At 53.7% G+C, this 13,054-nt stretch carries 10 protein-coding genes; 4 read left to right on the forward strand and 6 right to left on the reverse strand.

The window, feature by feature from the left end; translation table 11 throughout:
* Nucleotides 1-58: 58 nt before the first annotated feature.
* From CA13_RS25540 to mnmL, 5 genes are all read right to left on the reverse strand, one after another.
* A complete protein-coding gene (locus CA13_RS25540) occupies nucleotides 59-2,854 on the reverse strand; it encodes a vWA domain-containing protein (protein WP_146401516.1) in 2,796 nt (931 codons plus the stop codon).
* The gene (locus CA13_RS25545; protein ID WP_419194810.1) at nucleotides 2,851-5,277 is read right to left on the reverse strand and encodes a BatA domain-containing protein; all 2,427 of its coding nucleotides are present in this window, start codon (nucleotides 5,275-5,277) and stop codon (nucleotides 2,851-2,853) included. The genes CA13_RS25540 and CA13_RS25545 overlap by 4 nt, the downstream gene beginning before the upstream one ends.
* Before the next feature lie 32 nt (nucleotides 5,278-5,309).
* The gene (locus CA13_RS25550) at nucleotides 5,310-6,191 is read right to left on the reverse strand and encodes a DUF58 domain-containing protein (protein WP_146403888.1); all 882 of its coding nucleotides are present in this window, start codon (nucleotides 6,189-6,191) and stop codon (nucleotides 5,310-5,312) included.
* On the reverse strand, nucleotides 6,181-7,245 hold the full coding sequence (locus tag CA13_RS25555; RefSeq protein ID WP_419194811.1) for an AAA family ATPase: 1,065 nt from the start codon (nucleotides 7,243-7,245) through the stop codon (nucleotides 6,181-6,183). The genes CA13_RS25550 and CA13_RS25555 overlap by 11 nt, the downstream gene beginning before the upstream one ends.
* Before the next feature lie 143 nt (nucleotides 7,246-7,388).
* Nucleotides 7,389-8,459 (reverse strand): tRNA modification radical SAM protein MnmL/YtqA, encoded by a 1,071-nt coding sequence (gene mnmL, locus CA13_RS25560; RefSeq protein ID WP_146401520.1) that lies wholly within the window; start codon nucleotides 8,457-8,459, stop codon nucleotides 7,389-7,391.
* Nucleotides 8,460-8,648: 189 nt separating this feature from the next.
* On the opposite strand from mnmL, the gene CA13_RS25565 reads away from it, so the two are divergent.
* From CA13_RS25565 to CA13_RS25575, 3 genes are all read left to right on the forward strand, one after another.
* The gene (locus tag CA13_RS25565; RefSeq protein ID WP_146401522.1) at nucleotides 8,649-9,104 is read left to right on the forward strand and encodes an FHA domain-containing protein; all 456 of its coding nucleotides are present in this window, start codon (nucleotides 8,649-8,651) and stop codon (nucleotides 9,102-9,104) included.
* Nucleotides 9,105-9,169: 65 nt separating this feature from the next.
* Nucleotides 9,170-9,478: a Dabb family protein gene (locus CA13_RS25570; protein WP_146401524.1), complete on the forward strand. Its 309-nt coding sequence runs from the start codon at nucleotides 9,170-9,172 to the stop codon at nucleotides 9,476-9,478.
* Nucleotides 9,459-10,385: a hypothetical protein gene (locus CA13_RS25575; RefSeq protein ID WP_146401526.1), complete on the forward strand. Its 927-nt coding sequence runs from the start codon at nucleotides 9,459-9,461 to the stop codon at nucleotides 10,383-10,385. The genes CA13_RS25570 and CA13_RS25575 overlap by 20 nt, the downstream gene beginning before the upstream one ends.
* A gap of 139 nt (nucleotides 10,386-10,524) precedes the next feature.
* Here CA13_RS25575 and CA13_RS25580 read toward each other — a convergent pair whose 3' ends face one another.
* A complete protein-coding gene (locus CA13_RS25580; RefSeq protein WP_419194812.1) occupies nucleotides 10,525-11,643 on the reverse strand; it encodes a S49 family peptidase in 1,119 nt (372 codons plus the stop codon).
* 173 nt (nucleotides 11,644-11,816) lie between these two features.
* Here CA13_RS25580 and CA13_RS25585 point away from each other — a divergent pair, with 173 nt between their 5' ends.
* Complete coding sequence (locus CA13_RS25585) at nucleotides 11,817-13,034, forward strand: ABC transporter permease (RefSeq protein WP_419194813.1); 1,218 nt, start codon at nucleotides 11,817-11,819, stop codon at nucleotides 13,032-13,034.
* Nucleotides 13,035-13,054: the final 20 nt, after the last annotated feature.

A 13,054-nucleotide genomic window follows, 5' to 3' on the forward strand; every position in this document is an offset into this window, starting at 1 on the left:
AAGCCATACGCCGGTACGTTTTTCTCTCTTGGCAATTAGTCGAAGTCGCGAGGGCTGGCTACGCCAAGCGGTGCAGCCGCCTTGTGACCCATTCCATTGTCAACATGGTTGCAATCAACCACATCAATACGACGTTGCGGCGGCGATTGAAATCAATATCCGGGGTTCCTGGAAGGACCGTCGTTTGCGGTTGCGGTTTAAGCTGTGATACCAATGTCGATACTAATGCGTCGTTGGTGGTGTCTGGCTCGACGGCTGCGAAAACGCCGCCCGTCATATCGGCAAGCTGTTTTAGTTCATCGTCATTTCGGCGTGGACGCTCTAGCTCCACGGTCGGCAATCGTACCTGGACGCTTTGCTGAAGGACTTGTTCCTCCAGTGCATCGCCGAGCGTCAAACGCAGTTCGTAGCTACCGGCTTCACGAACAACAAACCGACCGCCATAGGTTCCTGGGCGTGGTTCCCCTTTCAACGGCAATAGGTTGATATCGTCGATCCGCCCGCTTGGGGCCAATAGTTTCGCTTCGACCTCGGCAACATCGAGCGGTTCGAATTGGTCGTCCGTCAATATCGCTCGGACCGTGATCGTCTCTCCTACCATCGCTCGCGACGAATCGACTAGCAAAACGCCACGGGTGCTGTCTCGCATCAACCGTCCTTCGCTGACCCAGCGAACAAGTTTTGTGTAGTAACTATCAAAGTACGTATCACTTTCTCCTCGCAGTCGCCACATTTCGCCGCTGCCTTGGAAATAGACACGTCCTGCACCATAGAAATGGGACGCCAAATAGGCGGGCAACGAGCCGCCGATTTCCGTGGTGGGATCCGAAAAATAGGCGTAAACCTTGGCTCCCGGTTTCGCATTTTTCACTCCCACGAAATCATAAACGCCGCCGAATTGTTCCCAAACATCGAAACTGTCCGCGGGATCTTCCGCGATCCATAGAAATTCGGCACGTCGAGCTTCGGGCGTGAAATCCAACGGCCATGGATTTTCGCCCCCTTGTCGTCCGCCACTGACTAAGGTCCCACGCTTCGACAGGTTCACGGGAAAGAAACCTGCGATCCGACTCACTCGTGGGTCGGTTCGAAGTCGTGTCCATTGTGAATGATACACAGGGCCAGCGACCAAGATCAAACCGCCCGCTTGCTGGCTCACCCAGCGGTCGAGCAAATCGAGAGACTCGGCACTCATCGCTGTCCAATTGGGGTCGAACATGAAGATCGCGTCATAATCAAACAGTTCTTCGGGCTTAGCCGGAAATGCATCTAGCACGCGATCGGCATCCTGGCTCATTCCCGGTTTGCCGGTTTGCAGCCAGACATCCAATTCGATTGATTTATCGCGGAACATCAAGTTGCGAACAAACCGGTACTCACGTGTCGGTCCGCCCGCAATCGCCAGCACACGTAGTTTCTTTGCGACCACTTCGTACCGAGCCGCGCGTGAGTCATCGCGTTGGTTTTGATCTTCTTCGGGGGCAACCACCCGAATCGCTAACCGACGGCGACCGACCGATTCGGGTTCCATCTCGAAACGGATCGCGGTCAAGGTTCCGTCGCTAGCGACATTCATCTTTTGGCTGTCGACGACTTCGCCCAGATTCGCGGATGCCTCGTTGGTTTCGGCCCCAGACCCGCTTGACGAATCATCGAGTTTGTCGAGTAATTGGACATCGACTTCCATGTTTTTCGGACCGCTGGCTTGTAGCATTGCGGTCACTGCGAATTTGTCGCCGGGGTATACTCGTCGGGGAGCATCAAGATCAACGACGCGTACATTTACCGGCGCACTGCTGCTGCCGAGTCCAACGGGATAGATGGCCACTTCCGTTCGGCGGGCTGCTGCAATTGCGGCTCCGGTCCCAACACCACCGTTATTTTGACCATCCGTCATGACAACGACTCCTGAAAGCGTCGACGGATCATGGTCCGACAAAATGCTCCGCAGCGCATCGCCGATGCGACTTTGCGATCCAGTCGCCGCAATCGTCTTGGACCAATCGGAAACTCGCACCGGCGGTGGTGTCGCGTCGTTGTCCGTCGGTTCGTTCGTTTCGGTGGCTGCTGAATCGGCTGCCTTATCACGGCCCAAAAGTTCGGCGAGCGATCGATCGGTATGAATCGCATACACACTGCCGAGCGAGATCATGCCGAGCACAACCGAGCATGCCGCGCCGCAAATCAACCAAGGTAATATCTCGGTCCGACCCGCCGCGCCGACGAGGAGTGCAATGACCGAAAGCAGAACTCCTAGCCCTACCAACAAGGCACCGATCACGGCTGCATTGGACGCCAAAGCCGGTTCGCGAGTGGGCTGTTCAACCGCGCCCAGCGGAGACACACCGCCACGTGTTTCGAGCAGTTTGGGTTCGCTCGTTTGATCAAATGCATATACACTGACGCGATGGTCTTGCTCAAACCTTTCTAATAGGTCTGAATCCTCAAGTAACCTCGCCGCTCGCTCGGCCCGGGTCTGAGTGCTACCCATTGCACCGACGGGAAGCGACATGCTTTGGCTGGTATCCACGAGAACGGTGACCTCGCTCGGTCGAGTCACCATTCGCTCGGTTCGACGATGGAGATCGAAAAAGAAAAAGACCAAACCTGCGATCGTTATCAGACGCAGTCCGATCAGCGTCCACCGCGTCAACGGGGCAAGTTCAGCGACATCCCGCCGATACAATCGAATGCAGAGGAACAACAAAAGAGCCAGCGTTCCAATCAGCAACGCCCAGGACCACCAACCTTCAAGCGTCGCTGCGCGGGCGAATTCGTAGACCACTTGTTGTGTCCCGCCACTGACTCGGTCGACGAGCGTTTCGTCCATCACGCCATTGATAGTTTCGTTCATCGGCTAGCTCGTATAGAAAAGGGGCCTTGATGATCGAGAAACGATCGCTTCTTGCCTGGTGCCTTTGCACTTTCAAGCGGAGTATGATAGCTAGCCCAATACGCCAATGCTTGCTCACTGGCGAGTAAAGTTCCAAGCAGTCCAAGCAGCAAAAGGGCCAACGTCGAACTTCCGGCGGTTTGATTTTGAGTGCTCCATGCTTCGCTACTTAAGAATCGGACTTCCACTGGCAAAAGATCTTGTTGGATTGTGGCCGAATCGGCTCGCCGAAGATCCCCTTCACCCGTTCGAATGACCGCAGCAACGGGAACCAATTCGCCTTGGCCATCGCTTCGAGTCAACGCCCATTCCGCAATCCCTGGACGCAAAATGTCACTCACGTTCGCTTCACCAGCAATCACCATTTCGCTTGGATCGAGGATGAATTCAGCTACGCTTCCTGATGAACCGGGGTTTGTCGAGCCATCGTTTTCTTCCACTACTTTGGCGACCACTTCGATGGGAACACGTGGCGGTTCTTTTACGGCGGGCAGGTAGGTTGCCTCCAGAGCGTACGCGCTGAGTGCGATATGTCGCTCGATTGTTTCATCGATATATCGTCGAGTCGGTGGTGCCGCCCCGCTCCACAAATCCGCATTCGCTTGGAGCAGGAATACGACAAACGTCGGATCACCCGGCCAATTGGTCCAACTGCCATCAAGTCCAGTCAAGACGGTGATGATTCGTCCGCGATCGACGTCATGCTGGGTCACCAACGGTCCGCCATCGCGACGCTTGAGCACCACGTTGATTCGCGGTTGTTCCGGATCGTCCGGCTCGGCAAAACTTGGTTGTTGTAGTGTCCACGATTGCGATAACCCAATTAGCGACAATGCGGCATCCCCACCGGCTCGCAGTGGTGCGAGCAGTTGTGGTGCGTCGCCAAATACGACATCCGCTGACGAAACGCCCGCAGGTGGTGGCATCGGTTTGGCTTCCTCAAGCGGCATCGGCAATAGACGACGATCCCCAGCGAGCAAATGTTGGTTATACGAATCCTTGACCACATCTTTGCCAAGAAACCACGCTAATCCTCCACCGCGACGAACATAGCGATCAAGTGCATCGGCGGCATTTTCGCTAATTTCAGGCAAGTCGATCAGATAGATTGCTCGATAGGAAGTCAATGTTTCAAGCGTTGCCGCTCGTAAGAACGACGGCGGCTGAATTTCCGGAATTGCTCCGATTCGCACTTGGCTGCCAGGATCGAGTACGGATGCGACATGGTAGGCGCCAAGTGTGTCGGCATTACCATCGATCACTAAAACCTTTTCAGCATCCGATAGAGGCAGCGTACAACTACGAGCGTTGTCAATTGAAAGGGCATCTTCGGGAAGCGAGACTTCGATCGCATGCGTCCCCTGTTCGGCAACAAATACTTGGAATTTTTTGGTGATTTCCGCGCCTGAGTCGAGCGATTCAATGACCATCGCGGGAAGCGACTCGACGCTTCCCGTGACCGCTAACGTCGGGTCGGATTGCACGACTTCATCGGAGTAGTGATAGACGCGAGTTTCAAGCGAGACATTACTAACATTGGTTGGCCCGTAGTTGCGGATCGTTGCGTTCACGACGACCGGAACACCGGCGACCCAGACATCACGAATGGGAGAAATGTCGGTAACGGCCAAGTTTGACATTGGACTCAGTGCACAATCGATCATCCGAATCGAAACGTCGTCACCCGAAATTCCTCGCATCGATTCGGCAAGTCGTTGTGGAGCCGCCCAATCTCGTTGACGGAAATCGCTTGCAATGTAAAGCACCTTTTGATCGGCCGGCGCGTTTCGAATTAATTCTCCGGCGAGGTCGATAGCCGCGACTAAGTCCGTTTGAACCGGTGACGCTTCGGTCGCCATCACGCGGTTAATCAGCCGTGCATCCGACGTGACCGTTTGAGCCGATAGATCGGCTGCCGAATCACCTGAATCGCTTCCGCCGCGGATCGTCATCGCTGCGCGGCTTGATCGCATGACGGTTAATTCGTGAATTCCATCGTCGCTAGCCAAACGCCGCGTCAGGTCTTGCAGCGAAAGCAACGCGCGGGAATAGGCCGACACGCCGCCGCTGCTGTCACCCATCGAGTAGCTGTCATCAAGAATGACGACATGATGCGTCGTGCTGCCTCCGAGCATACCAAGCATTTGTCCGCCACCGGTCCAACCACACAGCATCGCAATCAGAACCGCCGCGACGGCGAGTCGCGACAGGAGCAGCAAGATTTGACGCAGACGAATCCACTTCTTCTGCTTGCGATAGCTAGCCAGCAGGAAGTCCATGGCGGCCCATTTTTGACGCCGATGCCGAAGCATGTTGATCAAATGGACCAACAACGGCACCGCGACAAAAAGGAATCCAATCGTTAGAGCGGGATAGAGGAACAAAGCTGAATTGGGAAGTTTAAAGGGTGAAGGAATTACTTTTTTAACTTGGGAAGCGATTGTCGGGCGGCGAGAAACTTAGCTAACACGGCGTCCAGTGGTTCGTTGGTGCGAACCTGCAAATAGTCAATCGATAATCGGCCACACGCTTTTTTTGTTCTGGACAGAAATTCGTTTAATGCTTCAAGGTAGCCTTCTCGTAACGCACGTGGGTTGCAATTCAATATGTCTTCGGACTCCAACCCCTCGAAGCGAGTTGCTCCGTTGAATTCAAAATCCAATTCGTCGCTGTGAAGAACATGGAATACCGCGACATCATGACCACGACTTCGCAGATACCGTAGTCCTTCGATCAACGAGTCGACACCGAGCAAATCGGAAACCACGACCACCAATCCTCGACGCGGGATACCTTGGGCGATTTCTTTTGCCACGGCAACGAAATCGGTTCGTCCGTCAGCACCGACACTGTCTAGCATTGACAGGATGCGCGATAATTGTTGTTGATTGCTTTTGGCTGGTACCGTTGCTTGCACTTTCGTGTCGAACGTGAATAGCCCCGTTGCATCCTTTTGTCGTAGTGCCAAGTAGGCTATCGACGCTGCGATCGATGCCGAATAATCGAACTTGTTCGACTCCCCATCGCCATAAGACATGCTGGCCGATCGGTCAACCAACAGAGTCAAACGTAAATTGGTTTCCTCTTCATACTGCTTGATGTGCAATCGATCTTGACGCGCGTATACCTTCCAATCGATATGACGGATCTCGTCACCTCGAGTGTATTGGCGATGCTGCAGAAATTCGATCGACTGCCCAAAGTACGGGCTTCGATGGATCCCTGACAGAAAACCTTCGACGACACGCCGCGCCGTCAATTCCAATCGACGGATGCGAGCGGTAACCTCAGGACGCAAATATCGTTTGGAATCGGGCATCGCGTGAAAGCTCATCCTCGGTTGTTGGCGTTGCTGCGATGAGACGGTCGATCACGTCATCGCTAGTCACTCCGTCACTTTCAGCAGCAAAGTTGACCACCATTCGGTGACGTAGAACCGGTTTGGCTAAATATTGGATGTCCTCGACCTGGACATGGAATCGACCTTCCAAAAGCGCGCGAGCTTTGCCGCCGAGAATCATGAACTGGACCGCACGAGGGCCCGCCCCCCATCCAACAAGTTCGTTCACAAAATCAGGCACCCCATCGCCGCCGACTCGCGTTTGGCGGACCAGCGAAAGTGCGTAGCGAACCACGTGGTCACTGACGGGAACTTGGCGAACCAAATGTTGGAGCCGCAAAATCTCTTCCGCTCCCAGAACCGCTTGGACCGTTTCCACTGCGGTGCCGGTCGTTCGGCGTGCCACTTCGAACTCTTCGTTGAAGCTCGGATAATTGACGTAGACTTTGAACATGAATCGGTCTTGTTGAGCTTCCGGCAGCGGATAGGTTCCTTCCTGTTCAATTGGGTTTTGCGTCGCGAGCACAAAAAAGGGATCCGAAAGCACATGACGATTTCGGCCCACGGTGACTTGGCGTTCCTGCATCGCTTCAAGCAGTGCCGCTTGTGTCTTGGGCGGCGTACGGTTGATTTCGTCCGCCAGAACCACGTTGGCGAATAGCGGCCCTTGCATGAAACGGAAATCGCGATGGCCGGTCGCCCGGTCTTCTTCCATGATCTCGGTCCCCGTTACATCGGCCGGCATCAAGTCGGGTGTGAACTGGATTCGGCTGAAGGAAAGGTCCAAGGTTTGAGCCAGCGTGCTGATCATCAGCGTTTTCGCCAATCCCGGCACTCCCTCAAGCATGCAATGGCCGCGACTGAAGAGGCAGATCATGATTTCATCGATGACCCGTTCTTGGCCGACGATGATTTTGCCAAGTTGTTCGATAATGCGACTGCGAGCCTCATGCAATCGCCCAGTCTCGGCGTCGCTGATTGGATTTTGGTTCGCCGCGGGGTCTGCGGACATGCAACTTCCTTCGCTACAAGAGTCAATCATGATGGGAATGCAACCAATGCTGCCTACGCCCATAAGAATAGCAACAAATCAACCATATCGCGCGTAGGGTGCAAAAAAGGAATCGAATTGGGGATTCGGGAGTTTCCCTGCCCCTACTCTTGCATCTTCAGCACCGGCAATCGGCTACGGCGATCAATTTGGCTGCGAATCGACTCGGGGGTCTCGTCAGCAGGCCGCGGTCGCTCGCTGGGGGCGACTTTCGGCGGATTATGATGGTCCCCTTGCCGCGTGCCACGACGAACAAATTCTCGCTCGATCGCCAATCGAATTGCCGACTTTTCCAAGCACCATTTCGGCTCGATCAAATAATTCGGTGGTGCCTCGCCACTGACGCGTTCGACGATCGTTTCCGGCGGAATTCGCTCTAAGAAGTCGACGACGGTTTGAACGTAGTCCTCTTTTCCCATTAACTCGATTTCGCCGCGAAGCACCTCTTCGCCAAGCGGCGTTCCCTGGACGGCATATAGATTGTGCAGTTTGATCGAATCAAACCCCAATCGGCCCACTTCTGCGGCTGTTTCCATCATCATCGCATGCGTTTCCCCAGGAATTCCCAAAATCACGTGTCCGCAGCATTCGAATCCTCGCCCACGGCTACGATCGATCGCATTGACCATACTGGCGTGATCATGCGCACGATTCATCCAATCCAAACCGGGCTGGTGAATCGTTTGCATGCCGTATTCTAAGGAAACGCTCGATTTTTCAGCCAAGCGTTCGAGCAACTCAAGCACCGAATCGGGGGCACAATCAGGCCGCGTCCCTACCGCCAAACCAACCACGCGCGGATCGATTGAAAGCGCCAATTCGAATACTTCTTCGAGCTGGTCGACCGGTGCGTAGGTGTTCGTTGCAGGTTGGAAATAGGCGATAAAACCGGAGACTTTCGAATATCGCTCCGTTACTGACGCGATTCCGTTGGCTAATTGCTCGCTGACTTGTTTGAGACGCACGCGTCGTGACGGGCTAAAGGAGCGGTTATCGCAGAAATTGCAGCCTCCACGGGTGACCGCGCCATCCACATTGGGACACGTAAATCCCGCGTCAATGCTGACACGTTGGATTCGGCCACCGAATTTTCGCTTTAGCGAGGCCCCAAAAGCGTTAAAAAGCAATTTTTCGGATTGCCACGCCAATTGCTCGTCGAATTGTTGCTCGATCACTGCTCAATCACCATCTCAACCGTTGCCATTTTTGTAAAACGGGTCAAAATACGACGTTAGATGTGAACAAGCAACTCGCTTTTTCCGTTTATCTAGTAAGTGATATATTTTTGATCCGCTGATCGTTCGTCACCCAATGTCGACGAACGTGTTTTTTAACCTAGCAAAGAGTTCGATCGAGGGCGACGAGTGGACACCGAATCAAAACACGATTTTGCGGGCCCTTATGGTCAATTGTCCCCCACCGGTGGTGGCGACATCATTCCATTGGTGAAAGATCGCTTGCTGATCGGACGTCGCGCCGAATGCGATATCCAATTGAAATTTGCGAATGTCTCGGGGCAGCATTGCCGCATGACTCTCGAAAACGGTTATTGGTTCATCCGCGACCTGAATAGCCGTAACGGAATCAAGGTTGATGGTCGTCCGGTTATCCGAAAACGGCTCGACCCACATTGCAAAGTGTCCATCGCTCGGCACCATTTCACGATCGAATATGAGCCTCAAACGCTGGGAGCCTATGGGCCTCCTCCGGCGGACGACGATTACCTAGAAGATTTGATGCGAAGTTCGCTGATGGATCGAGCGGGACTGGCTAAACGAGACCCAAAGAGCCCCTATTCAAACCGTAAATCGAACGATTAAGGTTTGTGGGTGAGAATCGGTTTCACTCACAAAAACCTCCCAATGACGATTTGAAAGTACATCTTATGGCTCGCTTAGCTCACCACGTTTTTTTCACACTCAAAGACCGTAGCCCCGTAGCGGTCGAGTCGCTGGCCAAGGCTTGTGAGAAGTATCTCGATGGGCACGATGGCGTCGTCGATTTTTCGGTGGGAACCCGAGACCCTGAATTGACTCGGCCCGTGAACATGGATTATGACGTTTCGCTTCACGTGATTTTTAAGGACCGACCAAGTCACGACGCGTATCAAACGGTTGAGGCACATTTGCAGTTTATCGCCGAGAACAAAGATAGCTGGGAAAAAGTCACCGTCTGTGACAGCAATCTTCGCTAGCGAAAGCTCCATCGTGATGCGGTTGCGACATTCCTTCCATCTTGCTTTGATTTTGCTAATCACGATCCTTTGCTTTACCAGCCCGGGATTTGGCGATGAATCGATGCTCGACCATTTGGTGGATCAAGGGATCCAAGTCAGCGATCATGTTACGGTTAAGTTAGAATCGCCAACGCACCTTGATGATCTTTCCACCGGCAGTCGTGATCGTCTAGCAGGCAACTTTGGGTGGCCACGGTTCACGAAAAAATCCGTCGTTGCACCGGTTTGGATCGATCTCGACTACATCAACAACGCAGCGGGCGAGCGAGTAGGCCACAGCGTCCGCTTTCGGTTTGTCGTTCACGAGAGTGTCGAACGTTTACGCGACCGGGATTTTCTATCGTCACTATTCAACGGTGAATCCGAAACTAACCATTGGACAGAACTCAAGCGAAGCGATCTGCTATCGCAAGACGACCAAGCATCGCACGTCGCGCAAGCGAGTTCCGAGATGACATTCGGATTTGCCACCGTGCCTCTGATGAATCGCGTCCTTCTTCGAGGCGTCATTGCAGGGCAAACCGTTCTTGATGAATCGGGCTTTGTCTCGGCTTGGCGACTGGTCGACACGATTGACGCTGCCAATCCGTATACAGCCCGTTGGTCGCCACTGGAACGTGATTCGCTTGGGAAGCAAGTCGAAGGGGATGCAAGTTCTTACCACGGAGCGGGGGGCTACGTCAATGTACAATCACTGGCGCCGGTGGATGAAACATTCGCTAACGTATGTTTGATTGAAGGACAATTTGTCCTCCACGAGCCACAAGCATGGTTTGGAAGCAGCAATTTCCTGCGCAGCAAATTCCCGTTACTCATTCAAGAAGCGGCGAGGAAATTCCGTAGATCGCTGCAAAAAACGAAGTAAATCGCTTGTCATGGCCACGTTTTGATTCGCTATACCGCGTCTTTTAACGTGAGCTTCGCTACGTTTACCGAGTCTCGCTCTACCTCGTCACCATGCTTGCTACCTCGTCACCATGCTTGCTACCTCGTCACCATGCTTGCTACCTCGTCACCATGCTTGGCTCGAGTTGCCACAGGTACATGAACGTTGGCAATTTGCTGCGATCAAAGCCTGGGATGTTGAGTGGTATTAGCGAACCGATTTGCGACGTATTCGGCGTCACATCCATGGTCGTAAAGGCTCGGTCGTTGTCGCGGCGAAGCATCACAACCGCAGCGTTGGCGTCGAGTGCGGCCAAGTGTTTCGCCGATGCAATGGCGTCATCGAGATATCCGGTTTGATCCACCATTGACGCTTCGGTTGCAGCGCGACCGGTAACGACGCGTCCATCAAACCAATCGTCGAGTTTGCCTGCTTCATCAGGTCCCGTTAGTTCGAATCGACGTGATTTCACCTCATTGACAAATCGCTGGTGAAATTCATCCGCAATGTTCTGCAGCAAATCGCGTTCGTCTTGTTCCATCGTTCGAACGGGGCTTCCACCATCAATCTTGTCACCCGACTTCACTGGGATTGCGGCGATGTTGTATTGGCCGAGAGTGTCTTCCATGCTGTAGAGATTCAAAATCACTCCGATGCCACCCACGATGGACGTCGGATGCGCGATGACGTGATCCGCTTGGATTGCCAATTGGTACGCGCCGCCTGTTCCCGTGCTCATGATGCAAGCAACGATCGGAATGTTTCGGCTCGTTTTAAACCGGCGCAGTTCCTGGCACATGATGTCGGTCGCCGTCACTCCGCCTCCGGGTGAATCAATTCTCAGGACGATGGAGGCAATCGAGGGGTCTGATTCGAGTGCGCGTAGTTTTTCTTGAAACAAGGCAACAGGGTTCTCACCCATGGAACCAAGCCCACCGCTGTTTTGATTGATCAGCAAGCCATCCACGTCAACGACGGCCACGCGTCGAGGCTGACTAAGATCGCCCTCAACCGTAACTTGGGACAGGCGAGATGCCGTATTGTCCGTCTTGATACTGGTGGCCAAATCGCCGGTCATATGCATCGTGCCGTCGACACGAGTGTCACCTGTGACGTTCATATTTCCGTCCATATTCATCTTTCCGCCGATATTGCCAAGCATGTTGACCCGCATCGGTCGATGCTGGCACCCCACCGAGGCGAAGAACGCGATACAAAGCAGAATCAAACGGAACATGCGAATGTCGATCAACCGAAATAAACGAAAAAATGGGCACGATTGCCCTCATGAGAAACTGACTTTCCATGTCATCGACTCATTACAAGCGACTCAACCGACTAGACTGACAACGTCGTGTTTACCCGCAATTTTGCGAAATGATTCAAGTTTGAATGCCGAGTGACCGAACCGTGCGTTTTTCATCCCTGATCTGGAAAAATCTTCACCGCCGCCCTTTTCGGACCGCGTTGACGTTGGTGGCATTGGCAAGTGCCATTGCGTCGGTTGTGGCGTTGCTCGGGATTGCACGAAACTTCCAAGACTCTTTTGCCAACGTCTATCGTAGCCATGACGTCGATATCGTCGTTTCGCGACAGGGAGCGGCTGACCGGTTGAGTAGCTCCATTGACCAATCGCTCACCCATTCGATTGCCCTCGCCGACGGGGTTGCTCGTATTGCGCCAGTGCTGCTGGAAACGTTGTCACTCGAAAACGAAGGTGTCTATGGCATTCCCGCGATGGGGATGCAGCCCGATTCGTGGATGATGCAGAACTATACCTTCTCTGAAAATCAATCAGCCGGTAAACGCTTGGACCCGCCGACAAGTTTGGACCCGCCGACAAGTTTGGACCCGCCGACAAGTTTGGACCCGCCGACAAGTTTGGACCCGCCGATGAGTATCGACAATCGGATATGGCTAGGCGTCCATCTTGCTGATCGACTTGGAGTCCAGCCAGGGCAATCGATTGAATTGTTCGATGAGCGGTATGTCGTGGAAGCTATTTTCACCAGCCGTAGCACTTGGGAAAACGGATCGATGATAGTGCCATTGTCGTTATTGCAGGAATTGACCGGACGCGAGAATCAGGTGACCTACATCAATGTCCAATTGAATAGCGAAGTGACTCCTCAAGCGATGGATGATGTCATCGCTGGTATCAAGGCGATCGATGCGAAATTGTTACCGCTGGCTACCGAAGACTTCGTCACCACCGATACGCGGATGCAAATCGCGTCGGCGATGGCGTGGATGACGTCGTTCATTGCGATTTTGATCGGCGCTATCGGCACGCTCAACACGATGATGACCAGCGTGATTGAACGCACGAGTGAGATCGGGATTTTGCGAGCGATAGGATGGTCGCGGCGCCGTGTGGTCGCGATGATTATGGGTGAATCGTGTATGTTGGCCGTCGTCGCTAGTGTGATCGGGTGTGTGGCGGCGGTTGCCTTGACATGGCTGCTAAGCCGTTCACCTGCCGTGCGGGGTATAATGGAGGCATCGGTTCCACCGGTCGTGATGGTGGAAGGACTTGTGATCGGAGTGGCGATTGGAATGGTTGGGGCATTGCTTCCGGCATGGCGAGCCGCACAATTGCTACCGACTCAAGCGTTTCGTGAACGATAATGTATCGCCATTGTTGAACG

It is taken from the genome of Novipirellula herctigrandis, from assembly GCA_007859835.1.
GTDB classification, from domain to species: domain Bacteria; phylum Planctomycetota; class Planctomycetia; order Pirellulales; family Pirellulaceae; genus Novipirellula_A; species Novipirellula_A herctigrandis.

Bases quoted from the DNA above. Each gene is read 5' to 3' on its own strand.
- CA13_RS25555 (WP_419194811.1), bottom strand. From the start codon at position 7,245: ATGTCCGCAGACCCCGCGGCGAACCAAAATCCAATCAGCGACGCCGAG.
- CA13_RS25570 (WP_146401524.1), top strand. From the start codon at position 9,170: ATGGCTCGCTTAGCTCACCACGTTTTTTTCACACTCAAAGACCGTAGC.
- CA13_RS25540 (WP_146401516.1), bottom strand. From the start codon at position 2,854: ATGAACGAAACTATCAATGGCGTGATGGACGAAACGCTCGTCGACCGA.
- CA13_RS25580 (WP_419194812.1), bottom strand. From the start codon at position 11,643: ATGTTCCGTTTGATTCTGCTTTGTATCGCGTTCTTCGCCTCGGTGGGG.